Origin of the sequence: Rhodoplanes sp. Z2-YC6860 (genome assembly GCF_001579845.1) — a bacterium.
Classification (GTDB): domain Bacteria; phylum Pseudomonadota; class Alphaproteobacteria; order Rhizobiales; family Xanthobacteraceae; genus Z2-YC6860.
This window is the reverse complement of record NZ_CP007440.1, coordinates 3086076-3111434: the sequence shown is the minus strand read 5'-3', so window position 1 is coordinate 3111434 and position 25359 is coordinate 3086076. Positions and strand designations below refer to the sequence as shown.

The 25359-nt window shown below is 64.1% G+C and carries 23 protein-coding genes and 1 pseudogene; 9 read left to right on the top strand and 15 right to left on the bottom strand.

Annotated elements, in window-relative coordinates; genetic code table 11:
* The first annotated feature begins 122 nt into the window (after positions 1–122).
* On the top strand, positions 123–392 hold the full coding sequence (locus RHPLAN_RS39345; protein WP_157100262.1) for a hypothetical protein: 270 nt from the start codon (positions 123–125) through the stop codon (positions 390–392).
* Positions 374–739 (top strand): annotated as a pseudogene (locus tag RHPLAN_RS40525) (ATP-binding cassette domain-containing protein); the annotation flags it as partial. The gene RHPLAN_RS39345 and the pseudogene RHPLAN_RS40525, both read left to right, overlap by 19 nt.
* A gap of 112 nt (positions 740–851) precedes the next feature.
* Here RHPLAN_RS40525 and RHPLAN_RS40520 read toward each other — a convergent pair.
* The 9 genes from RHPLAN_RS40520 to RHPLAN_RS14425 all read right to left on the bottom strand — a co-directional run bounded on the left by RHPLAN_RS40520 (position 852) and on the right by RHPLAN_RS14425 (position 10453).
* The gene (locus RHPLAN_RS40520; RefSeq protein ID WP_084244892.1) at positions 852–2219 is read right to left on the bottom strand and encodes a dihydroorotase; all 1368 of its coding nucleotides are present in this window, start codon (positions 2217–2219) and stop codon (positions 852–854) included.
* Positions 2216–3652 (bottom strand): amidohydrolase family protein, encoded by a 1437-nt coding sequence (locus RHPLAN_RS14460; protein WP_068019087.1) that lies wholly within the window; start codon positions 3650–3652, stop codon positions 2216–2218. The genes RHPLAN_RS40520 and RHPLAN_RS14460 overlap by 4 nt, the downstream gene beginning before the upstream one ends.
* Positions 3649–4707: an ornithine cyclodeaminase family protein gene (locus tag RHPLAN_RS14455; RefSeq protein ID WP_068019084.1), complete on the bottom strand. Its 1059-nt coding sequence runs from the start codon at positions 4705–4707 to the stop codon at positions 3649–3651. The genes RHPLAN_RS14460 and RHPLAN_RS14455 overlap by 4 nt, the downstream gene beginning before the upstream one ends.
* Positions 4708–4716: 9 nt before the next feature.
* Complete coding sequence (locus tag RHPLAN_RS14450) at positions 4717–5484, bottom strand: ABC transporter permease (protein ID WP_068019079.1); 768 nt, start codon at positions 5482–5484, stop codon at positions 4717–4719.
* Between the two features lie 4 nt (positions 5485–5488).
* Positions 5489–6217 carry an ABC transporter permease gene (locus tag RHPLAN_RS14445; protein ID WP_068019075.1) on the bottom strand — a complete coding sequence of 243 codons (729 nt, stop codon included), beginning with the start codon at positions 6215–6217 and terminating at the stop codon, positions 5489–5491.
* Positions 6218–6279: 62 nt separating this feature from the next.
* Positions 6280–7092 (bottom strand): ABC transporter ATP-binding protein, encoded by an 813-nt coding sequence (locus tag RHPLAN_RS14440; protein WP_068019071.1) that lies wholly within the window; start codon positions 7090–7092, stop codon positions 6280–6282.
* Positions 7093–7123: 31 nt separating this feature from the next.
* Complete coding sequence (locus tag RHPLAN_RS14435; RefSeq protein ID WP_157100779.1) at positions 7124–8158, bottom strand: ABC transporter substrate-binding protein; 1035 nt, start codon at positions 8156–8158, stop codon at positions 7124–7126.
* Between the two features lie 57 nt (positions 8159–8215).
* Positions 8216–8902 (bottom strand): GntR family transcriptional regulator, encoded by a 687-nt coding sequence (locus RHPLAN_RS14430; protein WP_068019065.1) that lies wholly within the window; start codon positions 8900–8902, stop codon positions 8216–8218.
* Positions 8903–9025: 123 nt separating this feature from the next.
* Entirely contained in the window at positions 9026–10453 is a 1428-nt protein-coding gene (locus RHPLAN_RS14425) for an amidohydrolase family protein (protein ID WP_068019063.1), read from the bottom strand.
* 133 nt (positions 10454–10586) lie between these two features.
* Here RHPLAN_RS14425 and RHPLAN_RS14420 point away from each other — a divergent pair, with 133 nt between their 5' ends.
* On the top strand, positions 10587–12134 hold the full coding sequence (locus tag RHPLAN_RS14420) for an amidohydrolase family protein (protein WP_068019058.1): 1548 nt from the start codon (positions 10587–10589) through the stop codon (positions 12132–12134).
* 167 nt (positions 12135–12301) lie between these two features.
* Here RHPLAN_RS14420 and RHPLAN_RS14415 read toward each other — a convergent pair whose 3' ends face one another.
* The gene (locus RHPLAN_RS14415) at positions 12302–13141 is read right to left on the bottom strand and encodes an alpha/beta fold hydrolase (protein WP_068019053.1); all 840 of its coding nucleotides are present in this window, start codon (positions 13139–13141) and stop codon (positions 12302–12304) included.
* Positions 13142–13247: 106 nt separating this feature from the next.
* Here RHPLAN_RS14415 and RHPLAN_RS14410 point away from each other — a divergent pair, with 106 nt between their 5' ends.
* On the top strand, positions 13248–13994 hold the full coding sequence (locus RHPLAN_RS14410) for a maleate cis-trans isomerase family protein (protein WP_068019050.1): 747 nt from the start codon (positions 13248–13250) through the stop codon (positions 13992–13994).
* A 6-nt stretch (positions 13995–14000) separates the two neighbouring features.
* Here the strand turns inward: RHPLAN_RS14410 and RHPLAN_RS14405 are convergent, their stop codons facing one another.
* The 5 genes from RHPLAN_RS14405 to RHPLAN_RS14385 form a co-directional block, all read right to left on the bottom strand.
* Positions 14001–14717, bottom strand: coding sequence for an ABC transporter ATP-binding protein (locus RHPLAN_RS14405; RefSeq protein WP_068019047.1), 717 nt, complete (start codon positions 14715–14717; stop codon positions 14001–14003).
* On the bottom strand, positions 14710–15465 hold the full coding sequence (locus RHPLAN_RS14400; RefSeq protein ID WP_068019044.1) for an ABC transporter ATP-binding protein: 756 nt from the start codon (positions 15463–15465) through the stop codon (positions 14710–14712). Before RHPLAN_RS14400 ends, RHPLAN_RS14405 begins: the two co-directional genes overlap by 8 nt.
* Positions 15462–16424 carry a branched-chain amino acid ABC transporter permease gene (locus tag RHPLAN_RS14395; RefSeq protein ID WP_068019041.1) on the bottom strand — a complete coding sequence of 321 codons (963 nt, stop codon included), beginning with the start codon at positions 16422–16424 and terminating at the stop codon, positions 15462–15464. Before RHPLAN_RS14395 ends, RHPLAN_RS14400 begins: the two co-directional genes overlap by 4 nt.
* Positions 16424–17293, bottom strand: a complete 870-nt coding sequence (locus RHPLAN_RS14390) for a branched-chain amino acid ABC transporter permease (RefSeq protein ID WP_237180139.1) — start codon at positions 17291–17293, stop codon at positions 16424–16426. The genes RHPLAN_RS14395 and RHPLAN_RS14390 overlap by 1 nt, the downstream gene beginning before the upstream one ends.
* Positions 17294–17422: 129 nt before the next feature.
* Positions 17423–18628 carry an amino acid ABC transporter substrate-binding protein gene (locus tag RHPLAN_RS14385; RefSeq protein ID WP_068019035.1) on the bottom strand — a complete coding sequence of 402 codons (1206 nt, stop codon included), beginning with the start codon at positions 18626–18628 and terminating at the stop codon, positions 17423–17425.
* A 276-nt stretch (positions 18629–18904) separates the two neighbouring features.
* Here RHPLAN_RS14385 and RHPLAN_RS14380 point away from each other — a divergent pair, with 276 nt between their 5' ends.
* From RHPLAN_RS14380 to RHPLAN_RS14360, 5 genes are read left to right on the top strand one after another with little or no spacing between them, the layout of a single operon-like run.
* Entirely contained in the window at positions 18905–21229 is a 2325-nt protein-coding gene (locus RHPLAN_RS14380) for a xanthine dehydrogenase family protein molybdopterin-binding subunit (RefSeq protein WP_068019032.1), read from the top strand.
* 25 nt (positions 21230–21254) lie between these two features.
* Positions 21255–22949, top strand: a complete 1695-nt coding sequence (locus RHPLAN_RS14375; RefSeq protein ID WP_068019026.1) for an FAD-dependent oxidoreductase — start codon at positions 21255–21257, stop codon at positions 22947–22949.
* A complete protein-coding gene (locus RHPLAN_RS14370; RefSeq protein ID WP_068019023.1) occupies positions 22946–23296 on the top strand; it encodes a 2Fe-2S iron-sulfur cluster-binding protein in 351 nt (116 codons plus the stop codon). Before RHPLAN_RS14375 ends, RHPLAN_RS14370 begins: the two co-directional genes overlap by 4 nt.
* 19 nt (positions 23297–23315) lie before the next feature.
* Entirely contained in the window at positions 23316–24155 is an 840-nt protein-coding gene (locus RHPLAN_RS14365) for an FAD binding domain-containing protein (RefSeq protein WP_068019020.1), read from the top strand.
* Complete coding sequence (locus tag RHPLAN_RS14360) at positions 24152–25348, top strand: xanthine dehydrogenase family Fe-S subunit (RefSeq protein WP_068019017.1); 1197 nt, start codon at positions 24152–24154, stop codon at positions 25346–25348. Before RHPLAN_RS14365 ends, RHPLAN_RS14360 begins: the two co-directional genes overlap by 4 nt.
* The last annotated feature ends 11 nt before the right edge of the window (positions 25349–25359 follow it).

Here is a 25359-nt window from a genome sequence, read left to right as displayed (position 1 = left end):
ATGTTTCGAGCTGCCCCATTATTTTGAAGAACGCGAAATGCCGCGGGCGCTGCAGAACACAGCAAGCAGACCGCTTCGCGGGAGGTTCGCTAATCGATCGTCGAGCTAGCCTTGAGCGGGATATGATTCACGAAGGGCAGTACCTTTTCGACGAAGCGTTCGAAGCCCTCGATCATCGGGCTGAAGTGAAGAAGCATGAGTTGAACGCCCGCATCCTCATAGCGGTGGATGCGCTCGATGATCATGTCGGGCGTGCCAACCAGACAGGCGCCCAAGGCCGCCGTGGCGCTTTTGTTATAACGCGCGAGCTTACCGTATCCTCGAAAGAGTTCGCGCGAGCCTCGGCCTCCCCCCGCGTCTCGCAGCAGATGACATGGCCGCTGATCCCGTAGCCGAGTGCGCGGCCGTGGCGAGCGACGCGGTCGTTCATCTCAGCGATCTCTTTCTCGACCAGCGCGATGGTGTCGTCGAAGCGACAATAATCCTGACAGTCCGGCACAAACTCAATGATCGCAGAACTTTGCAATCGTCTCCTTGCCGGACGGCGAACGGCTCGCAGCGAACGATTTTACGACCCTCTTCCCAAACCCGGAGCAATTCGGTCTGCAGCAAGACGTTCAACGACCTGAAGGTTCTCAACGACATCTCCGTCGATGTGGGGCAGAGCGAGTTTGTTTCGATCGTCGGCCCGTCGGGCTGCGGCAAGACAACGTTCCTGCGCATCGTCGCGGGCGCCAACCGACTGGAGCGCGGCTTCGATATTGGCGTAAACCTGCTGGCACTGCGCCTCGAGGTCGCCCACCCCGACGAGTTTGCCGTCGATGTCGGTCGCGCTCGGCGTCGACCCGAATTCAACCGGCGGCTACGACGTTGCGTCCCCATCCCGGGTGGCCGACCGGTTTTCCATCAAGCGCAACCGTGCGCCCGCGAACCAATGTCCGGACTGGCGCCCCAAGGATCGGGAAGTTTTCGAATGGGGTTGCATTGCCGATCGAATGCAGCGCTTCGGCGCGGATAAATCCCTGCCGCTTCATATCGACCAACACAATGTCCGCATCGGAGTCGACGCTCAGGGCTCCCTTGCGAGGATAGAGTCCGAACGCCTTGGCCGGCGCAGCACTTGCCATGCGGACATATTGAGGCAGCGTGAGCCGACCGCGTGACACCTCGGCCAGCATCAGCATCATCGAAGTTTCCACACCTGGAAAACCTGGCGCGCAATCCCAGATCGACGGCCGCTTCTTTTCGGCTTGTAGATGCGGTGCATGGTCGGTCGAGAGGATATCGATCGTGCCATCGAGCAGCGCCTGCCAAAGCGGCTCGCGGTGACCAGACTCGCGCACCGGCGGTTTCACCCGCAGGAAGTTCGGCCCGAGCCGCGCGCCGTCGTCTGTCGATAGCAACAAATAGTGCGGGCAGGTCTCAACCGTCATGTCGACGCCGCGTTCCTTGGCGAAACGGATGTGCGGCAGCGAATGGCGCGTACTTTCATGGGCGATATGGACCTTGCAGCCGGTCCATTCCGCAAAGATGCCGGTGCGGCTCACGCCCTCCACCGTGGCGATGTCGCTGTGCTGCTCCAAATGCGCCGCCGCATCGGTGCGACCGGATTTCAATAGCCGCTCGCCGCGCCAAGTGAGGATCGGCGTGCTCTCGGCATGCACGGTGCAGCGGATGCCGAGATCGGCGAGCACCTCGAACGCGTCGAGGATCGCGCCGTCGGGCGGGCACGGCACCAGCGGATTCTCGCTGCCCATGTAGAGTTTGAATGAAACCGCGCCGGCCTCAGCCATGGCGCGAAGCTGGTCGGTGTTATGCTCGCCGATGTTGCCGTAGACGCCGAAATCGACGATGGCTTGCCGCTGCGCGATTTCGATTTTCTGCGCCACGGCTTCGGGCGTCGACGTCGGCGGATTGGTGTTCGGCATGTCGAACACCGTGGTCACGCCGCCCACCGCCGCTGCCTGTGTTGCGGTGGTCCAGGTCTCCTTGTGGGAAAAGCCTGGCTCGCGGAAGTGCACATGGACGTCGATGGCACCCGGCAGAACGTAGAGACCGCTTGCGTCGAGACTTTCCTTCGCTGGCGGCATTTCGTCCGCGGGACCGATCGCGGCGATCCTGCCGTTGTTCACCGCAATGGAATTGCGCACGATGCGTTCCGGATCAACCAGCAGGCCGCCGGAAATAACAAGATCGACCTGCTTCAGCGCCGCGGTCACGGCACGAGCTCGGTTAGTTCGTTTGCGACCCGGAACAGATCGTCGTTGCGCTTGCGGAGGCTCTTGGTCATCGCCCGCACCTCCCGCAACAACCCGTCAACGTCGAAGCTCAGAATCTTGCGATTCTGGACGAGGATGCGCCCATCGACCATCACGGTCTCGACGCTGGCGCCAGTTTCGGCAAACACCATCTGGTTGACGACGTCATTGACCGGCACCCACCACGGGGCGTCAAGCCCGTACACCGCGAGATCGGCAGCGAATCCCGGCGCGATCCGCCCAAGCTTGTCGTTGCGCAGCGCTCCTGCCCCTCCGGCCGTGGCCATGTGCAGCACATCGCCTGTCGTGATCCAGCGCGAACGATCGGGCTCGCGCGAACGGTGGGCCATCGCGACCGCACGCATGGTCTCATGTAATACGAGATTGTCGTTGGCGCTCGAGCCGTCGGTGCCGATTGCAAGCCGCACCCCGCGCCGGAGCATTTCGGGCGCTCGTGCCAGGCCGGTCCCGAGACGGTCGTTGCTTTCGGGGTTGAGCACGGCGGTCATACCGCGCGACGCCATGATGCCGATGTCGTCATCGGCGAGCCAGATGCTGTGCGCGCAGGACCAGCGGTCGGACAGAACACCCAACGCGTCGAGATGGGCGACGACGGTCTTGCCAAGCCTCGCTTGCGCCAGTTCCGCCTGCTTCCTGGTTTCCAGCAGGTGGGTATGAATGCCGGTGTCGTAGCGCTGCGCCAGCTCGGCGCAAATCTCGAGCGCACGGTCGGTACAGCGCTCGGGGTTGGATGGCGCCGGATAGACCGACAGCCTCGGCTTGCCGTGCCACGCCTTGATGGTCGCCTCCATTAGGGCGGACAGTTCCTCGGTCGGCTGCGGCTTGAGAATCTCCACTGAGCTCATCCGCGACTTAAGATCGTCCGGCAACGGCACCGACGGGAAGATGTCGCTGAACGGCCCGTCGAAGAACCGCATGCCCAGCGCGATCCGCATGCCGGTCTCGCTCCATGCGGACAGCACGGCGTCCATGTCGTCGAGCGTGAAGCGCTGGCCCGGAAAATGGTCGATAGCCCCGGTGGTGCCGCAGCTGAGCAGGCCATAAGCCGTGAGCAGCACGCTCAAGCGGATCTCGTCGGGCGTCCGGCGCGAGGTGTGTGCCTGCGTGAGCCACATGAACGAGGGGTGGTTCAGGCGATCGCCGAAGCCCGCCATCGTGCTGGACTGGGAGTGAGTGTGCGAATTGATCAAGCCGGGCGCGATCAGCTTGTTGCTGCAATCGATACGCTGGTCCGGCAGCTCCGTTCCACGGTACCCGCCCGCCGCAACCGCATCGATGCGGTTATCGCGGACCAGAACATAACCTTGCTCGATCTGCGGATTGGCAGGATCGAGCGTGAGGATCATCGCATCGTAAAGCAGCGTCAGCGTCATTTTGCACCTGCCATGACGGCATCCGTCGAGCCGGACGATTGGATTGCCTGAAGCATCTCGCAGTGCCCTGTAACGGGATCGAACTCGATGCCGACGCCGGATTCCTCCGCGCGTGAAACGACCAGCTCAGCGAGCGCAATATCCTGCCCGATCACACCCATCGACTTGAATACCGTGACCGCGTTTGCATCCAAGCGCGCCGGAGTAGCCGGCTGAAGCAGACTGCCGATCTCGCCAGCGATGCGATCCGGCGAGAGCACTCCCGATTGCAACGGAATGCAAAGATCGCCGGCGCGCTGGACACAGCTCTCGCGGTGATCAACAAACACCATCGCGCGACTGATGAGGTCGTCGTCGGCCTCGCGCGCGCTTGGCCGGTTGGCACCGGCCAAGACGACAAGGGCGCCATTCCGCACCACCCGGCCGGGAAACACCGGCGTGTCCGACGTGGTCAGCGTGACAATTACATCAGCATCTGCGGCGCAAGCCTCCGCATCAAGTGACGCTCGGATATCAACGCCGGAAAAACTCGACTGCTGCCGGAGCGCATCGGCGAGCGCCGAGGCGCGCGCCGAGCCCTTGCCGACAATGTCAATCGCTTTGAAGCCTCGGACTGACAAAAGATAGCGGATGGCAGCCGGTGCAATCTTTCCCGCTCCGAACAGCGCAAGCTTCCGCACCCGCGCAGGCGCCAGCGCATCGACAGCAGCAGCAAGCCCGGCTGCGGTCCTATGGTTGTTGAACCGCGTGGTCGCGATCATGGCCTCAGGCACGCACCGCACCGCGTCCCAGAGCAGCATCATGCTTGCGGCAAGCCGCTGCCGCGATCCCGGATCGGGATAGACGTGCATATTCGCCTTCATGGCGAACGACGCGCCGTCGCTGTGCCCCGCGAGTAGCAGAACGCTGCCCTTCGGCGTACTGCGCCCGAGGTCGAGGCGCCCGGGCGCGGGCATCGCGCCCACCGCGTGACGACGGTAGGCGTCACGCATGGCCGCGACCGCGGCCGCGGGCTCGATCAGGCGTTCGACGTCGGCTTCGCAGAGAATGCGCATGCGGAGGCCTCAACGCTGGGTCCAGCGCAGCAGCCGCTTTTCGGCTGCCGACGTGGACCAAAACACGGTGAGGGCGACCGCGACCGAGATCAGAACCGCGGCCCAAAGAAGCTCGGTCTCACGAAGCTCGCCAGCCTCCAGAATGAGGTTGCCGAGCCCCTTGCTGCCGGTGATCCACTCCGAAAGCATCGCCCCAAGGATGGCGCTCGATCCAGCCACACGCAGGCCCGTGAAGAGATACGGCAGCGCGTAAGGAATCCTCACCATCCGGAGCTGCTGCCAGCGTGACGCGCCATAAACATAAAGAAGCTCGGCGGCGTTGCGGTCGGCAGTTTGAAGCCCACGCATCATGTTCACCAGCATGGGAAAGAACGAAACGACGCCGACCACCGCCATGCTGGTGCTCATGCCGCGGCCGAAAATCAGCATCATGATCGGCGCCACGGCCGCGATCGGCGTGGAGCGAAACACGAGGATCACCGGCAGCGTGGTCTGCTCGAATTTCCGGCTCATCGTGAAGGCCATCGCCAGGCTCGTCGCCAGCACCATGCTGACCGTCAGGCCGCAGGCTGCGGCCGAGAGCGTGAACCAGGCCTGCATCGCGATCTTGCGCCAATGCTCCTGAAGAGCGGCGGCAACATCGAGCGGCACCGGCACCAAGTATTTCGGGATACCCAGGCCGCGCACCGTTATATGCCAGATCGCAAACACGAAAGCCGCGCCAAGCATGACCTGGGTGACGCGCTTGACCGCAAGATGGCCGGCATCCGCTGTCATGGCATCAGTCCACAATCTCGACATCGCGCTGCCAATAGATTGAGAAGCGCTCGATCAATGCCCAAATGCCAAATCCTCCGCCCGCGAGCAGGCAGGTCAGCACCACTGACAGCCAGACCTTGGGGGTGTCGTAGGAGAACAACGCATACAGCATCATCGCGCCGACGCCGCGCTCCGCCCCCGCCCATTCGGCGGTGATCGCGCCGAGCACTGCCGACGGCGCCGCGATCTTGACCCCCGCGAACAGATACGGCAGCGCGCTGGGGATCAAGAGATAGCGCAGTGTCTGCAATCTCGACGCGGCCAGAACATGCATCATCTCGCGCTGGCGCGAGTCCGCGGCCTGGAGGCCCTGGATGGTTCCGACCAGCATCGGGAATTGGCTTGCCAGCGCAGCGATCGCGATCTGTACCTGGGGACCGGTGCCGAGCCACAGCGCCAGCAGCGGCGCAGTCGCAATGATCGGGATGCTGTGGATGACCACGCCGAAATTGTAGATCGAGCCATAGAACACACGCACCGACACCGCGACCGAACCTGCCGCGATCGCAACGGCCGCCGCAATACAATAGCCGACGAATGCCTTCCACGCGGTCGGCCCGAGATTCTCGGTGACGAGCCGCGGGATGTTCCAGACCTCCATGAAGACTTCGGAGGGTGCCGGAACGAACACCGGAAGCAGATGACCGCGCTTCGCAGCTTCGGCCAGCCCGATCAGGGCGACTGCGGTCAAAAGCGGACGCCAAGCAGATTGAAGTGCCCCCTGAAGCGCCGATGGCGTGGCAGGAGCAGCCATCAATAGGCCTCGACCGGCTGACCGGATTCAGCGCCCTGCGCCATCTCATGGCCAAACAGGCCGTCGCGCACGCGGTTGACGCATTCGAAGAACGCCGGCGTGCGCATCATCTCAAGCTTGCGCGGACGTTCCAACGGGATGTCGATCACCGCGCTGATCCGGCCGGGCCGCGCGCTCATGACGTAGACACGATCCGACATGAACACCGCTTCAGCGATGGAGTGGGTCACGAGCAAAGCCGAGGTGCCGGATTCCGACCAGATGCGAAGCAGCTCCAGATTCATCCGCTGCCGGGTGATCTCGTCGAGTGCGCCGAACGGCTCGTCGAGCAGCAGGATATCAGGCGTCAGCATCAGCGCCCGCGCGATCGCCACGCGCTGCTGCATACCGCCGGACAGCGTGTGCGGCAGCGCCTGCTCGAACCCGCGCAGGCCCACGAGTTCGATCAACTCGGCGGTGGTGCGGGCCGAGCGCTTGGCGCTCCTGCGCCCGACCACGTCGAGCGGCAACTCGATGTTCTGCGTCACCGACCGCCACGGCAGCAGGGTCGGCGCCTGGAATACGAAACCCAGCGAATGCGCGTGTCGCGCCGCCGCGGGGCTTTCGCCGCCGAGCGTGATTGTGCCCGCGAAGGGCCGCATCACGTCGGCGACCAGCCGCAGCAAAGTTGACTTGCCGCACCCGCTCGGACCGATGATCGCGGCGAACTGACCCGCCGAAACATGCATGTCCACTTTGTCGAGCGCGATGACCGGTTCGCCACGGCCGTAAAAGACCATGGAGACCTGATCGATGCTGATATCTCGCGACATGTTCTGCTACTTGGCCCGGCGCCGTTCGCGATCAGGACTTCAGGCCGGCGAGTGCAGCTTCGATGTAGCTCGGATCGCAAAGCTCCTTCGCAGTCATGGCGGTCTTGACCATTCCGACCTTGCGATAGACATCAATGATGTCCTGGTAGAGCGGCATATCGAGCGCGAGCATGCCCTTGGCCGACCCGGCCCCGGCTTCGATGTAAGGCTTGCTCTCGACGATCTCGGTGAGTTGCGCCTGATAGTTGAGGCCTGGCGCGCCGTACTTCTCGACCATGAGCTTGGTCGTGGGCTCGGGATTGGCGAGCGACCACCGCCACGCCTCGACGGCGCCCTTGAGAAACGCGACGACGAGGTCCTTGTTGGCGACGAGGAAGTCCTCGCGCCCGTAGATCGTTCCGGTGGTCTCCGGCAGGCCGAACTCCTGGGCGTTCATAGCGTAAATGTCGACGCCGCGCGTCTTGAGCATGACGCCCTGGTTGGTCACATAGCCGCAGTAGCCGTCGATCTGCCCGCTCACCAGCGCGGCCGGATCGGGCGCAGACGGCACGATGTTGACGTCGTCCGGCTTCAGCCCGGCATCGATGATCAGGTTGAGAAGCAGCGGCTTGCCAGAGGTCGACACCGCAACAGTCTTGCCCTTGAGGTCCTTCGGCGTCTTGATCGGCGTCTTCGCGAGGCTCAGCACGCTATAGGGGCTTTTCTGGAACACGTTGCCGATCACCTTGACCGGAATGCCCTTCTCCTTCGCCACGATGATCGATCCGATCGGGCGGTCACCAATCTGCGACTGGCCGCTCGCAACGTTGGCGACCGGGTCCATGTTCGGCCCGCCCGAAACGAAGGTCGGCTCGACGCCGTATTTCTTGAAGCTGCCATTCTCGATGCCAGCGAAATACCCACCGTATTGGATGCTCTTGATCCATGAGAGCTGGAAGGAGAGCGGCTTAACTGCCTGCGCATGAGCGATGCCAATTCCAGGCAGCGAAGTCAGCGCGGCGAGCGCAGCACCGGACGCACCGGTCTTGAGCAGGCGGCGGCGGGAGGGATCGAATTCAAATGGCATCACGTTCTCCGTCACTGAAACAGTGTTCAGGCAACGGTTAGCAAGCGATGTGCCATCTCAGTCAGCAGGTGCCGACAATTCTGCCAATCCCTCCTTATCGAGCAGTGCGACAAATTGCGCAGTGCTTTCACGGACGTGGGCGGCAAGCAGACGCTCGGCGCGCGGAACATCTTTCGAGAGCGCAGCCTTCACGATCGCGCCGTGGCTGGACTTGAGAGCGGGATGCCGGCCGCCCCGCAGCACCGCAAGCCGCCTATAGCGATCGAAATGATCGTGCAGCATGGTGCAGAAGCCGATCAGGCGAGGCAGGCCGCATGCCGAAATCAGCGAGGTATGATAGCCGCGATGCAGCGCCTCCCAGTGCTCGTCAACGAGCAGCGATTCCCGTCGCGGGCTACGGCTAAGCCTATGATGAGCCGAAAGAACATCGGCCTCCCACGCGTCGCCGCCCTGCTCGATGGACATCCGCAGCGCTGTTGTCTCGAGCCGCACGCGCGTCTCGGTCACGTCGCGCAAGTCCTCCGCCGAAGCAGGTGCCACGCGAAATCCCTTCTGGCCTTCCTGCGCGACGAGGCCGCGGCCCGCGAGCCCCGCGAGCGCCTCACGCAACGGACTCATGCTCACTTGGTACTCGTCACAAAGCAACTGCAGCCGCAACCGGCTACCGGGCCGGAGCTTGCCGTTGAGGATATCGGTTGCGAGCCGCGCCTGAACCGCCTGGGCGAATGTGCGGGACTCATCCATGCGGCCAAGTCTCTCTCTTCCTCTTCGCGACAGACAGTGGCATGGCGGCGCTGGGCCTGCTCAGGCCAAAATTTGTGCAACCCGCCCAGATTTGTGCAAAGAGCGAAAATTTCGAAATTCTGATCACGGTACAAGCTCTTCCATCCGCGCCGCCCAACCTTGCAAGCCACTATTGCGGGCACGCTGACGGCGGACCAGGTCGCGCACCTCGTCCAGGACCGGCTGCATGTCGAAAGCCGTGATCTTGCCGTTCTCGACAACGACGCGGCCGTCCACGATGACGGTATCGACGGTCGCGCCGGAGGCGCCGAACACGATCTGCGCCAACGGATCGTTCAGCGGAACCCACGACGGCGCTGTGAGATCGTGCAACACGAGATCGGCCGGCGCGCCCACCGCAAGTGTTCCCAACCCCGGGCGGCGCAGCACCTTTCCGCCGGAAACCGTCGCCATCGCAAGCCCTTGCGAAGCCGTCGGCCAGCGACGGCGGTCCAGCTCGCCCGGCCGCTGCAGCATCAACGCGAGCCGCATCACTTCGTGCATGTCGAGGTTGTCGTTGGTGCTGGCCCCATCGCTTCCAAGCGCAACTATGACGCCGGCCCGCAGCATTTTTGCCACCGGCGAGAGGCCCGTGCCGAGCTTAAGGTTGCTTTCCGGGTTGTGCACCGGCATGGCGCGGCGCTCCGCGAACAGCTCGATATCAGCGTCGTCCAGCCAGATGGTATGCGCGGTGGACAGCCGCTCATTGAGCACACCCAACCTGTCGAGCTGCGCCACCATGGAACGTCCATATTTGTCGCGCGCGATCTTCGCCTGGACCGCGGTTTCAAGAAGATGCATGTGGATCGCGGTGTCGTGGCGCTTGGCCAAGTCCACGACCAATGACAGCAGTTCATCGCTGCAGCGCATCGGATTGGATGGCGCTGGACAGATCTCGATGCGGCCGTCAGCGATCTTGTGATGCCGCGCGATGGCGGTTTCGACCAGCGCGATGCTTTCATCAAGGGACGGAGGAACCAACGGATTCTCGATGGAAAAGCCCTCCGGATAGCCGCCGGGCGGCTCGATGTCGGTATAAGGCTCATCGAAGATGCGAAGCGCAACCAGCGCCCGGATTCCAGCCACCCGATAGGCATCCACCACGGCGTCCACGTCCGCATCGGAGAATCCCTGCTCGGGAAAATGATCGAGGATGGCGGTCGTGCCGCCGAGCAGGTGCTCGATACAGCCCAACAATGCGCTGAGGCGAATTTCGTCCGGAGTGCGGCCCGCGGTATCGGCCTGATTGCGCCACATGAAGGCCGGATGGCTGAGAATGTCGCCGGTCCCCTTCAGCACATTGGTCGGCGAGTGCGTGTGAGAATTGATGAGCCCAGGCAGCAGAAGGCGTTCGCGCCCGTCAATCGTGCGGGCATTCGTCAGATCGGCCGCATTCGGCTCGGTTATGGCGGCAATCGCCCCGTTTTCGATAACCACATCGCCGCGGCGGGCGGGCCCAGCCACGGCTGGATCGAGGAGCAGAGCATCCTTGATGACAATCTTGTTGGACATGGTGTCGGCATCCCGGCTTGACGTGTCTACACTTCGACAATCACCGTGTAGGCAATCACCGTGCCAGCGAATTGGGCACGGTGATTGCTTTCAAAGCCGGACGACACCCTGGCTAAAGCAACGAGATCAGAAAATGACTGAACAGCCCCTCCCCGCCGGCACCACGCTGCTTCTCAAGGGAGGCCAGGTGCTCACGCCGGATTCCGACTGGCACAAGCCGCCGCAGCTTGACGTCGCCATCGCCGGCGACCGTATCGCCGCCGTTTCGCCGGGCTTCACAAGCGCGATCGGATCGAGCATCCAGACGATCGACGCGCGCGGCCATCTCGTGCTGCCGGGCTTCATCAACGCCCATTACCATTCGCACGACGTTCTAGCGAAGGGCACGCTGGAAGAGGTCCCGCTGGAAAGCTGGCGGCTCTATGCGCTGCCTCCGCAATATCCACCGCGTTCGACCGAGGAGGTCTACGCCCGCACACTGCTCGGCGCGCTCGAATGCCTGCGCTCCGGCATGACCACCGTACAAGACATGCTGACGCTCTATCCTTACGAAGATCGTCACATGGATGCGGTGATGGACGCCTATGCCAAGGTCGGCGTGCGCGTGGTGTTCGCGCTGCAATACGCCGACCGCAAGGGTCTTGAGACCATCCCGTTCTGGAAAGACACGTTTCCGCCGGAACTTCATAAGCTCCTGTCCACCGCAGCGGAGCCGGAACGTAACCTCGATCTGCTCGGCCATTTCGAGACCACGCGGCTGAAGGCCAAGCCGCGGCCGCTGGTCTCGTGGGCGCTCGGTCCGTCGGCGCCTGAGCGCTGCTCGACCGCGCTGATGCAGCGTACGATGGAGCTCGCGCGTCGTTACGACATTCCGGTCTATTCACACATCTACGAGTCGCGCGGCATGGCGCTGCAGGCACGCCTCTCGGTGCCGGAATACAGCGGATTGCTGATCGAGCGGCTCGCCAAGGAAGGCGTGCTCGATCCGAGGCTGAATCTCGCTCACAGCGTCTGGCTGGCCAAGCCCGAGATCGAACTGCTCGCGCAGCACGGTGCCGGTGTGGTTCTCAATCCGCAGGGCAATCTGAAAATGAAATGTGGTATTCCGCCGATCCGAATGCTGCAAGATGCGGGAGTGCGGATCGGACTCGGCTGCGATAATTGCAGCTGCTCGGATGCGCAGAACATGTTCGTCGCCATGAAACTGTTCGCGCTGCTCGCCGCGGTAAGCGATCCGATCCCCGGGCCGCCGCAGACCACGGCGGCACTGAAGGCTGCGACCGAAGCAGGCGCCGACGGCGCCCGGCTCGGCCATGAGCTCGGCCGTATCGCTCCAGGCTACAAAGCCGACATTTCACTGATCGACATGCAGGACCCGAGCTGGTCGCCGATGAACAGCGCGGTCCGCCAGTTGGTGCATGTCGAAGCCGGACGCGGCTTACGGCACGTGATCGTCGACGGCAACATCGTAGTCCGCGATCGCAGACTGACGACAGTGGACGAATCGACGATCTACGATGCCGTGGAGGCCGTGATGCCGGAATTCCGCAACGACTTCGCGGCCATTTCGGCGCGCGTAGCCAAATTGCAGCCGTGGCTCGACCTCGCGCATCAAAAAATCATGACGGCAGAGCTCGATCTTGAACGTTTGCCATTCGGCTCTAGCAAACCGTTGACGTGAAGACACCAACCATTCACCTCCCATGACACGGCGCAGCTCCTTTGCGCCGACCTTCCGCACAGCGAAAGCTGCTGCCGCTGAATCTGTGAGACTAGAGTCCTACGAGCATGCCGTCTTTCCGTCACTCATGACTCATGACTCATGACTCATGACGCACGACAACGTCATCAGTGGACATGCGCCTTCAGAAACTCGGCGAGAAGCGCAGTCAGCGCCTCGGGCTGCTCGACCGGGATCATGTGGCCGGTCTCGGGAATCATTCGATAGGTCGCGCCGGGGATGAGCGCCGCGACCTCCTCCATGCCCTTGGGCCTGGTCAGCACATCCTCCTGGCCGGCGATGACCAACGTCGGCACGGCAATGTTCGGAAGATCGCCGGACAGGTTGAAATCGTAGAGGGCGCGCGTGGCGGAATTGAGTGGCGCCATGGGCATGGCGGCGCGCCATTCGAAGAAGCGCGCCAGCGCCGCGGTGTTCGCTGCGCGCCAGGCCGGCGAGAAGATGCTTTCCGCCGCGATCTTGGCCGCCGCCTCCGGCCCGGCCGTATCCATCGCCGCGATCCGCGCCTCCATGTTGTCGCGCAGCGATGGATCGGACTTGCAAGAGGTCGAGACCAGCACCAGGGCCGAGACGAGGTCGGGCCGCACCAGCGCGAGCTTCTGCGCCACCATGCCGCCTTGCGACAAGCCGATCACGCAGAGGCGCTTCAAGCCGAGCGCATCGATCAGCGCGGCGTAGTCTCGCGCGAACATCTCCATGTCGTAGGGACCGTCGGGCTTGTCGGTCGCGCCATGGCCACGGGTGTCGGCAGCAATCATGCGGTAGCGCGGTGCAAAATAAGCGATCGTCGGATTCCACAGCGAGTGGTCCCAGCCAAGCCCGTGGATCAGCAGGACGGCCGGACCGCTGCCCATTTCGACCATATTGATTGTCAGGCGACCGGTCGCGACACGGCGCTCGGGGGCACCCGCCGGTTTGGGAAACCAGCCGGTCATGGGCGGCACCATGCTTGCATCGTCGGCATGGACGTCTTGGCTCCGGGCCCGATATCATGGCGTTTCACAGACAGGTCAGCAAGCCGCGTGCCAATGCAGGCCGGAGAGGTAATGCAGAATGACCGACCGACTCGGCCACCGCCTCAAGCTCGGCATCGTGATCCCCTCGACCAACACCACGGTGCAGCCGGAAACCGACGACATGCGGCCGCGCGGGGTGACCAACCACATCGGCCGCATCCACATTCCCGATCTGCCGCTGACCAACAACTCCGAATTCGAACAGATCATGACGGCGATCGGCCCGGACCTCTATGGCGCGGTCGACCGCGTGATGTCGTGCAAGCCGGCGCATCTGATCATGGCGATGTCGATCCCGACCTTCTGGGGCGGCTTGGCCGGCGCTAAGGATCTGCAGACGCGGCTCGAAAAACGTGCCGGCGTCGCAGTGTCGCTCGGCTCGCTCGCCTGTGCCGAGGCGCTGCGGAAATTTCCGACGGTGCGCAGCATCGGCATTCTCACGCCCTATCAGCCGGTCGGCGACCGGCAGGTTGCGGGCTTCTTCGAGGAGAACGGCTGGACGGTCGGCGCCGTGCACAGCCTGAAGCGGCCGAGCGAGGTGCTGATCAGCCACGCCACGACGGCGGACCTCCGCGACGGTCTGAAGACGCTCGCGGACAGGGGCGTCGACGCGATCGTGCAGGCCGGCACGGACCTGGCGATGGCCGACCTCACGGGCGAAGGCGAACGCTGGCTCGGCATTCCGGTGATAGCCATCAACGTCGCGACCTATTGGTCGGCGTTGCGGGCGAACGGCGTCGAAGATCGCATCGAAGGCTTCGGCTCGCTGTTGGCCGAGCACTGAGACCCGTCACATGCCGAGATAGGCTTGGCGGATCGCCGGATTGTCGGCGAGCGCCTGCGTCGTGCCGGTCATGCTGACCCGGCCGGTCTCGATGATCAGCGCGTGCCGCGCGATCTCGAACGCGGTCATGACGTCCTGCTCGACCAGCAGGATGGTCAGGCCCTTGCGATTGATCTCGATGAGCGCCTCGCCGAGCCGCTCGACGAGGCGAGGCGCGAGACCGAGCGACAATTCGTCGATCATCAGGAGCTTGGGCCGCGACATGATCCCGCGGCCGATCGCGCACATCTGCTGCTCACCGCCGGACAGCGTGGTGGCGTCCTGATTGCGCCGCTCGCGCAGGATCGGAAACAGCGTGAACACGTAGTCGAGATCGCGCTTCACCTCGGCGTTATCGTGGCGGAGATAGGCGCCGAGCAGGAGGTTGTCATGCACGCTCAGGCCGCGGAACAGACGCCGGCCTTCCGGCACATGCGCGATGCCGCGCCCCAGAACCTGGTCGGCAGGCAACGATGCAATGTCCTCGCCGGCAAACATGATGCGCCCGCCCGAGGGCGCCACCAAGCCTGAAATCGTGCGCAGGAGCGTGGTCTTGCCGGCGCCGTTGGAGCCGACGATGCAGGTGATCTCCCCGGCCGCCACCGTGAGATTGATATCCCAGAGCACGCGGACGTCGCCATAACCGGCCGCGAGGCCTTCGACGGTCAGGATCTGCTCAGCCATTCGCTGCCTCCACCGTGAACCGCTTGGCGAATTTCTCGCCGAGATAGGCCTCGATGACGCGGGGATCGCGCACCATGTCCTGAGCGCTGCCCTCGGCAATCAACTGGCCGTGATGCAGCACCAGCACGCGCTGCGCGAGCGAAAGCACGACCTTCATCAGATGCTCGATGATCAGGATCGTCACGCCGCGCTCGGCGATCTGCCGGATCAGCTTGAGCGCGCCGTCGATCTCGCCGGAATTGAGCCCGGCATTGACCTCGTCGAGCATCAGCACTTTCGGATTCGTCGCCATGCTTTTTGCAAGCTCCAGCCGCTTGCGGCCGGCCAGCGTCAACGCCGAAGCCGGCCGGTCGGCGAAAGCCGTCAGCCCCGTGAACTCGAGCTGCTGGCGCGCCACGTCCATCGCGGCCGCGACGCTCTCCTGCTTGCCGCCGAACAGCGCCGCCGCAGCGACGTTCTCAAGCACGCTCATGCGCGGAAACGGCTGCACGATCTGGAACGTGCGGGCGAGCCCGCGGCGCGCGGCCTCGAACGGCCGTTGCGCCGTGACGTCAAAGCCTTCGAAGCGAATGTGGCCGGACGACGGCCGCAGCACGCCGGTCAGAAGGTTGACCAGCGTGGTCTTGCCGGCGCCGTTCGGGCCGATCAGGGCGACGATCTCGCCTTGGTTGAGCGCAAAACTCAGGTCGTCGATGGCGCGGATGCCGCCAAAGTTTCTGCTCACCCGCTCGGCCACCAGGATCGTCATGCTGCGGCCTTCGGACCGCGGAACATCCTGGCAAGGCGCCCGCCGATGTCGCGATAGGAGATCGCCAGCAAGCCGCCCGGCAGGAAGAAGATCAGGATGACGATGACCGTGCCGAGGATGGCGCGGTTGTAGTCAAGGAAATTGGCCCAAAACACCTCTTCGAGCAGCGTGAAGGCCGCGGTCCCGATCACCGGACCGAGCACGGTGCCGGGCCCGCCCAAGAGGCACATCACCGGCACCTTGACGGTCATGATGATGGAGAATGAATCCGTCGGATCGATGTAGCCGGTCCAGGACGAATAGGCCGCGCCGACGGTGCCGCAGAACAGCGCCGAGAGCGTATAGGCGATAACCTTGTAGAGCGTGATGTTGACGCCGGCCATGTTGGCGGCGTCCTCGTTCTGCTGGATGCAGCGCAGCCCGAAGCCCAGCCGGCTGCGGTCGACGTAAACGGTGATCAGGAACGTCACGATCATCAGCGTGACCATGACGATCAGAAAAATCCGCGCCACCGCGTTCGGACCCCCGCTGAGCAGCGGTAAATTCAGCCCGTCGCCACCGCCCGTCAGGCTCCCCCACGACGAAATGAGGAGCCGCACCACTTCGACGATGCCGATCGAGCCGATCGCGAAATAATGACCGCGCAGCCGCAGGATGATCCCGCCCAGCGCCGCCGCAAAAGCGCCGACGAACAGCGTTGCCACGCCCCAGGCCAGCACCATCGGGATGCCGGAGCGTTGCGCCAGCGCACCGGCATAACAGCCGAGACCGAAGAACGCCGCGGTCGAGAACGACGGATAGCCGGCGAAGCCGCCGATGAAATTCCACGACAGCGTCAGCGTCGAATACATCGCGACGACGACCGCGAGGCGGACGATGTAGTTGCTGGCCCAGAATGGCGTCGAGGCCAGCGCCAGCACCCAGACCGCAAACAGGATGTATTGCAGCCGCCGGTCCATCACTCGTAACCCTTGATGCCGGTGAGGCCGGTCGGCTTGACCACCAGGAGAAACAGCATCAGCACGAATCCGACCGTGAGCGCGTGCTGGGGACCTACGAACTGGCCGGCGAAGCTTTCGATCACACCCAGCACGATGCCGCCGACAAGCGCGCCCTGCACGCTGCCAAGCCCGCCGATGACGCAGATCACGAAGGCCTTGCCGAGATAGATGCCGGTGAGATTGGTGGTCACCGGATAGACCATCGCAAAGATCACGCCGGTGGCTCCCGCCATCAGCGCGCCGATGCCGAAGGTGATGGCGTAGATGCGATTGACCTTGATGCCCATCAGCGCCGCGGCGGCGCTGTCCATGCGAACGGCGACGATGGCCCTGCCGACGCGTGAGCGCCGCATCACCACATAGAGCAGGCCCGTCAGCACCAGCGCCAGCACCATGCCGAGCAGCCGGTCGAACGGGATCGCGATGCCGCCGACGCTGGTGGCGCCGAGATCGAGCGTCACCCGCCGCGGAGTCGCCGTGTAATAGACCGTCATGAAATTGTAGAGGATGAGGTCGAGCCCGAAGGTCAGCGTCATCGTGACCAGCACTGGCTGATGCACCACGCGATTGATGACCAGAAGCTGGGTCACGTAACCCAGCGCATACATCAGCAGCGCGACGGCGGGCAGCGCCAGCAGCGGATGGATGCCGTAGCTGTGCCAGGCGAAATAGGTGATGTAGCCGCCGAGGATGATCAGCGAGCCGTGCAGCATGTTGACGATGTTGAGCACGCCCCAGACCAACGAGAATCCGACCGCAAGGCTCGCGTAGAGCGCGCCGAGCACAATGCCGTTCACCAGGGTTTGCAGATGCCCCATCGCGTTCATATACGGCCCGCCACGCGGCGTTCGCTCCGTCCGGTCTTTCTTTCCTCTCCGTCAGTCATGCCGAAACACCGTTCGCAAAAAACGTGCCCGCGGGCGACGAGGCCCGCGGGCCGGGAGAATGTGTCGCAGTCACTTGAGCAGCATCAGATCGGCGTTCTTGATTTCGGCAGGGCCCAGCACTTTGATGGCCTTGTCCTGCACCTGGATGATGGGAAGCCCGCGCACCTGATTCATGCCGTTCGGGCTGAACTTGATCGGACCGTAGAAGGTGCTGATGTCGGTCGCGGCCAGCGCATCGCGGACCTTCTTCTTGTCGATCGAGCCGGCGCGCTCGACGGCGTTCTGGTAGAGCACGCCGGTTGCGGCGCAGGAGGCGTGGACATAGTCCGGGTCAGACTTCTCCTGGGCGACGAACTCCTTGACGAAGTCCTCGGTGGTCGGCCACACGCCGACGCCCTTGTAGCTCGTCGCGCTGTGCCACCAGCTCGAGCTGGTGATGCCGTTGGCGAGGTCGCCAAGACCATCGACATATTCCTTGTAGGCCGGGCCCGCGACCATGGTGATGATCGGCGCCTTCACACCGAGATCCGACATCTGCTTGCGCGCCAGCACTAGGTCCTGGGTGTAGCCGGTGATGTAGATCCAGTCCGGATTGGTCGCCTTGATCGCCGACAGCGACGCCGAATGATCCATCGTGCCGAGCGGATAAAGCTGCTCGTAGGCCACGTTCAGGCCGGCGGCCTTGGCGGCGGCTGCGATGCCTTGCGCGGTCGCTTTCGGAAACACGTCATCGCGGCCGAGCACCGCCAGTGTCTTCAGCGTCGGCAGCTTTTCTTTGAAGAGCGCGATCATCGGCGCGAACAGGGCGGCATTCGGCGACAGCGTGCCGAACAGATAGCCGGAGTTCTGATCGAACACCGATTCCGACGACGCCGCGCAGGCGATGGTCGGCATCTCGTAGCGCGCCGCGATGGTGGCAACGATCTTGGTATGGCCCGAGCCGAACGGCGCGAATAGCACGTCGACCTTGTCATCGGTGATCAGCTTCTCGGCGAGTTGGGCTGCGCGCTGGCCATCCGACTGATAGTCGTACTGAACGAGCTGCACCTTCATCTTGGTGCCACCGACATCGATGCCGCCCGCGGCATTGACCTTGTTGAGCCACATCTTGAATGTGACTTCCTGCTTCTTGGCCTCATCCGCGACCGAGCCGGTGAGGCCGAGAGGCGCTCCGATCTTGATCTCTGCAGCATGCGCCGCGGACGTCAGCGCGCCCGCTGCAATACCAGCGGTCAGAAGCAGCGCGCTGGAAAACTTCGAGGAAAACGACGGCATAAAGGCCTCCGGGTTGAACGCGTTCGGTCAAAGTCCGACGGAGGATCGCGGCTTGGCTCAAGCCCAAACCCGCAAATTCCCCCTCGCCCCCGGCAGGGCTGACGCATGCTAGCGCACGCAAATGAACCGCGACGATGAAGATTTGGGCGAAACTGCGTGCAACGTGATCATGAATGATGCAACGCAGCGAACGGAATCTTCTTTAGGCTCGAAGCGGTGGCGCTAAAGTAGCTTTGTGCGGCGCATTTGAAGCAGCGCCTAGCGGAGGCCCGAACTTTGAACAAGACCGGGATTGGTGTCAGGCTTCGCCGCAAGGAGGACAATCGCTTCCTGCACGGCCGCGGACAATACATCGCTGATCTTCGTTTTGCGCGGATGCGCGAGGTGGCGTTCGTCCGGAGCCCGGTGGCGCATGCGCGCCTCACCGGTATCCGCATCCCGGAGCATCTGCGGTCTCAGGTTTATGTCGCCAAGGACCTGACCGGCGTGAACAATATCCGCGCGGTGTCTGGTTTGCCGGGCTTCCAGGTTTCCGAACAGCCGCCGCTCGCCACCGACAAGCTGCGCCATGTGGGCGAGCTGATCGCGATGTGCGTCGCCGATACCCGCGCGCAAGCCGAAGATATCGCTGCACAGGTGGTGCTCGAATACGACGAGTTGCCGGCCGTCGTTGACATGCTGAAGGCCATAGAGCCAGACAGCGCGCAGGTGCACGACACCATCAAGCGAAACGTCTTTCTCGAAGTCGGCTACGACGGGCCGGTGGAGGCCGCGGCGAAAAACGCACCGGTGAAGGTCACGCGTGAATTGCGCACCGCGCGGCAGGTGATGTCGCCGATCGAATGCCGCGGCTTTGTCGCGACATGGGAGCCGGGCCAGCAGCAATTGACGTTGCACGGCGCGACACAGTTTCCCCACGTCGTGCGCACCGGCCTCGCACAGGTGCTGGGAATTCCCGAGCTTCAGGTGCGCGTGGTTTCGGCCGATGTCGGTGGCGGCTTCGGCTACAAGGCGATCATGGCCGGCGAGGAAATCTGCCTGTGCTGGCTCGCGATGCAGCTCGGACAGCCGGTTCGCTGGCTGGAAGACCGGCGCGAGCAGCTCACCGCAAACGCCAATTGCCGCGAGCACCATTACGCGATCACGGCTTACACCGATCAGAGCGGCAAGTTCATCGCCTTCGACGCCAAGGCCGCGGTCGATTCCGGCGCCTACTCGGCCTACCCGTTCACGTCGGCGATCGAGCCGTCGCAGGTCGCGGCCATCCTCCCCGGCCCCTATGACATTCCGGTCTATCGCTGCAAATCCACGGGCGTCGTCACCAATAAATGCCCGCAGCTGCCGTATCGCGGCGTCGCGCGCCCGAACGTCTGCTATGCGATGGAGCTGGTCATTGATGCAATTGCGCGCCAGATCGGCAAGGAGCCTTACGAGGTGCGGCTCGCCAATCTGGTGCGCGCCGACCAGATGCCGTTCGACAACGTCACCGACAAGCATTTCGACAGCGGCGACTATCCCGGACTGCTCAACAAGGCTGTCGAAGCGATCGACGTTCCCGCCGTGCGCGTCCGGCAAAAACGCGGCGAACCGGACGGCCGCTTGATCGGGCTCGGCATCTCGATCTTCTCGGAGCAGACCGCCCACGGCACCACGGCCGACGGCAAGCGTCGCGTGTTCTACGAGCAGACCTTCGCCCGCATCACGCCCGACGGCCGGCTCGAAGTTCGCAACGGGATCCAGGCCATCGGCCAGGGACTCGAAACCACGCTCGCGCAGATCGCGAGCGAATGCCTGGGCGTTGACACCTCCAACATCGTCGTCAAGCTCGGCGACACCGAGAATTCGCCCTATTCCAGCGGTGCCTGGGGCTCGCGGGCCATCGTCTGGGCTGGCGGCTCAACGTCGCGCGCCTGCAACGAACTGGCGAAGCGCCTCGCCGTGATTGGCGCCGCGATGCTGCAGACCGACGTCAATTCGGTGCAGGTGCGTGACGGCGGCGTCTACGGACCGCACGGCAACGTCTCGCTCGCCGACATCGCCCGTTCCTACTACCTCACACCAGCCGATCTGCCCGGCGACATCGATCCTCACGGCCTCGAGGTCACCGGCGGCTACGCGCCGGGGCGTCTCACTGGCGTGCACACCGGCTCCGCGCACGCAACTGTCGTTGCGGTCGATCCCGAAACCGGCGGCGTCGAGATTCTCGACTACGTCGTGGTCGAAGACGCCGGTGTCCTGATCAACCCGATGATCGTCGATGGTCAGATTCACGGCGGCACCGCGCAAGGCATCGGCGCCGCTTTGTTCGAGGAGATGCCGTTCGACGCGCAAGGCCAGCCGCTCGCCTCGACGCTCGCCGATTATCTCCTGCCCGGCAGCGCCGAGATGCCGGATGTGCGCGTCTTTCACATGGAGACGCCGTCGCCCTACACCGAATTCGGCCAGAAGGGCGTCGGCGAAGGCGGCGCGATCGGCCCGGGCGCCGCGGTTGCCAACGCGGTCAACGATGCGCTGTCGAAGCTCGGCGTCGAGATCTGCGAAATCCCGATCACGCCGCGACGCATTCTCGAAGCTCTCGCCAAAACCAGACCCGCGGCGTAAGGCCGCCACCCATCAGGCATTTTGCATGGTCGATGATATTGCATTGGAGAGCGACGTTATGGTGGTCGGCGGCGGCGGCGCCGGCATGTTTGCTGCGGTCGCGGCAGCGCGCAACGGCGCCCGCGTGATCCTGATCGACAAGAACGTGGTCGGACGCGGCGGTGCGACCATCATGGCGCAGATGACCTGCGCCTCGGCGCTCGGCGAATCCGAGCCGGACAATCCGGAGCTGCATCTCAAGGACACGCTCGACGCCGGACGCGGGCTCTGCAACGAGAAGCTCGCGGCATTGCTCTGCGAAGGCAGCCCAAAACGCATTCGCGAACTCGAAGGCTGGAAGGTCAACTGGGCGCGCAGCGACGACGGCAAGATCAACCAGGTCAAGGCTCCCGGCCACAGCCGCAAGCGCTGCGTCTATGTCGATTTTCTCAGCACGGGCGCCGCGATCTGCGCGGCGCTCCGCAACAAGACCAGCCGCGATGCGGGCATCCGCAGGCTCAGCAACGTCACCATCACGGATATCGTGGTGCGCGACGGCGAGGTTGCGGGCGCGGTCGGCATCGATGTGCCGACCTCGGCGCCGGTGAAAATCAAATGCAGCGCGGTGATCTTGTGTACCGGCGGCATGACCAAGATGTTCCAGCGCACGACCGCATCGAACAATCTGGCCGGCGAAGGCGTGGGCCTTGCGCTGCGCAGCGGCGCGCGCGTCATCGACATCGAGTTTTTGCAGTTCTACCCAAACGGCCATCTGGCGCCGCGCATGGTCGGGCTCGACCCGACTACTTGGGAGCCGACGCGAGTGAAGCTCGGCGGGCGCCTGCTCAACGGGCTCGGCGAGGAGTTCCTGCACCGCTACGGGGAGGCCGATGGCGGCTCTTATGACACCGCCCGCGATATCCTGACCTATGCGATTTACAAGGAGGTCGAGGCCGGCCGGGGCTCGCCACATGGCGGCGTCTATCTGTCGTTCCAGCACATCGACGAGCAGAAGCTAAAGGATGCGCTCGGTCCGGTGACCGAGATCTTCGCGCGCAACAACATCAATCTCACCCGGCAGCCCGTCGAGATCTTCCCGATCGCGCATTACCAGATGGGCGGGATCGAGGTGGACACCGAAATGGCCTCCACCGTGCCAGGGCTTTATGCGGCGGGCGAGATCGCCGGCGGCGCGAACGGCGCCAACCGGCTGTCCGGCAACGCGCTTCCCGAAGCGCTGGTGTTTGGCGAGCGCGCCGGCGAGAGTGCCGCGAAATATGCCACGCGCAACAAAACCTCGCGCTGGGACGACAAGGCGGCGCAGCCGCATCTTGAACTCGTCCGCAAGGTCTCCGGACGCAACATCAGCGGCACGCGCTCGCCCGGGCAATTGATGGCCGAGGTCAAGGCGCTGATGTGGAGCAAGGTCGGCGCCTTCCGCAACGCCGCCGATCTCGAAGCTGCACGCGACCGCATCCACGCCATGCGGCAGAGCGAGCTCGACGAGTTGTCGATTGCGCCCGAAGCCGACTTCAACACCAGCGTGGTCGAGTGGTTCGAGCTGCGCAACGGACTTCTCGCAGCGGAAGCCGTCGCGACCGCGGCGCTGAACCGGCAAGAAAGCCGCGGCGCGCATCAGCGCGATGATTTCCCCAAGGCCGACGAACGCTTCCTCGCCAACCAGCGCCTGATGCTGGAGAGCGGCGAGATCGTCTCGGCATTCAAACGGGTGGGTGCATGACACCTGACGGCGCCACGCCGACCAAAACCGCGCGGCTGCGCATCTGGCGCGGCACCGACCGCGAGCACGGCCGCTATGAGGAGTTCAGCGTCGCCTTTGAGGACGGCGATTCGGTGCTGGATGGCCTGGTCCGCATCCGCCTCAACGACGATCCAGGCCTCGCCGTGCGTTTCAGCTGCTTCAATGCCAATGTCTGCAAGGAATGCACGATGCTGATCGACGGCAATGTCGAATACGCCTGCATCGCCAAGCTCCATGAGCGGGTGATCCAGCTCGATCCGCTGCCGAATGTCCCGGTCATCCGCGATCTCGTGACCAACACGCTGGCGCGCAAGGAACGGTTCTGATGCTTGAGGCACGGCGATCATGAAACCTGTCGCGTTCGACTACGAGCGGCCTTCGACGCTCGCCGATGCCGCGATGCTGCTCGGCCAGGCCAACGGCTTCTCCAAGGTTCTGGCCGGCGGGCAATCGCTCGGGCCGATGCTCAATCTGCGGCTCGCGCAGCCCGATCTGCTGGTCGACATCACCGCGATCGCCGGACTGGCCGCGATCAGCGAGACGGCCGATCACCTTGAGATCGGCGCGTGCATCACCCACGCCAATATCGAGGACGGACGCGTGCCGGATCATTTCGCCGGCCTGATGCAGCGCGTCGCCGGCCGCATCGCCTATCGCGCGGTGCGCAATCGCGGCACGATCGGCGGCAGTCTGGCGCATGCCGATCCGGCAGCGGATTGGCTGTCGGCGCTGTCGCTGCTCGACGCCGAGGCCATCGTCTGGACGCCGCAAGGGAGCCGCTCCATCGCAGTGGCCGAGCTTACGGTGTCGTCGTTCACCACGGTGATCAAGCCGCAAGAACTGATCCGGGCGGTCCGTGTGCCGAAGCTTTCGGCTGGCGCGCGCTGGGGGTTCTACAAGTTCAGCCAGAAGGCCGGCGAATTCGCCCATACGATCGGCGGCGTGCTGCACGATCCGGCGCGCGGCAGGTTCCGCGCAGTGATCGGCGCGATCGAAACCGCGCCGATCGTGGTTGCCGACGCCACGTCGCTGTTTGGCGGAAAATTCGAGCCAGGCATCGCCGAGCGCCTCGATCAACAGACTGTGCTCAAGCTTCTCGATGGAAAGAACGTGAAGGACGAATACATCCGAAGCCTCGCCGTTGTCGCTTTGAAGCGTGCGGCCAATCAGGCGAGCGTGTTGTGAAACCGCTGTCTCTCACCATCAACGGCTGCGGCGTGCAGGCTCAGGTCGAGCCGCGGCTGAACCTTGCCGACTTTCTGCGGGAACATCAGGCGCTGACCGCCACGCATGTGGGCTGTGAGCACGGTGTCTGCGGCGCCTGCACGGTGTGGATCGACGGCGCACCGGCGCGCTCGTGCATCACCTTTGCGGCCGCAGCGAATGGCGCGGAGATCACCACGCTGGAAGGCTTCGAGAAGGACCCTGTAATGGGGCTGCTGCGCGAGGCCTTTGCCGACAATCACGGCCTGCAATGCGGCTTCTGTACGCCCGGCATGCTGATGACGGCGCGCGACATCATTACGCGGCTGCCCGATGCCGACGAGAAGCGCATTCGCCTGGAGCTTTCCGGCAATCTCTGTCGCTGCACCGGCTATGTCGGCATCGTCAAAGCGATCCAGAGCGCGCAGGCCGCGGCGAAGGCTGCGGGTTACGCCAAGCCCGCAGCCAACGGCCGCATCGGGCCGGTCGGCTCGCACGCGCCGACGACAAGGCAGGATTTCTCGCAAAGACCGGCTTCGAACACCGCGGCAAAACCGGCGGCGCTCTCGCTTACGGAAAATTTCGACGTTATCGACTGGGCCGCGGTCGAGCAGCAAGGTGTCGAGTTGCGCCAGTCCTTCGCGGTGCCCTTCGGGCGCGATCAGGTCTGGCGTTTCTTCGCCGATCTCGATCAGGTGACGCGCTGCATGCCCGGTGCGCGGCTGACGCGGCCGATGCAAGGAAGCCGCGCCGAGGGGGAGGTCAACGTCAAGCTCGGCCCGATCGTCAGCGCGTTTCACGGCGTGCTTGATGTCTCCCGCGATGACAGCCAGTTCCGCGGCACCGTGCGCGGCGCCGGCCGCGACGCCAAAAGCCCGTCGAGCGCGCGCGCCATCATCACCTATGCGGTGCAATCGAGCGGCGCATCGGCATCGCAGGTCGAGGTCGCGGTGAGGTTCCTCCTCTCCGGCGTACTGGCCCAGTTCAGCCGCTCCGGGCTGGTCAAGGACGTCGCCGATCACCTCACCCGCGTGTTCACGCAAAACCTCGAAGCCCGGATGTCCGGCCGGCCAGCCGCCGCCGAGACCGCGGAAACGCTCGACGCCGCCGCCATCGCTCGGTCGGCGCTATGGACCCGGATTACCGGCTTCGTGCGCCGATTTTGGAGCGGCTGAGCGCGCCATGC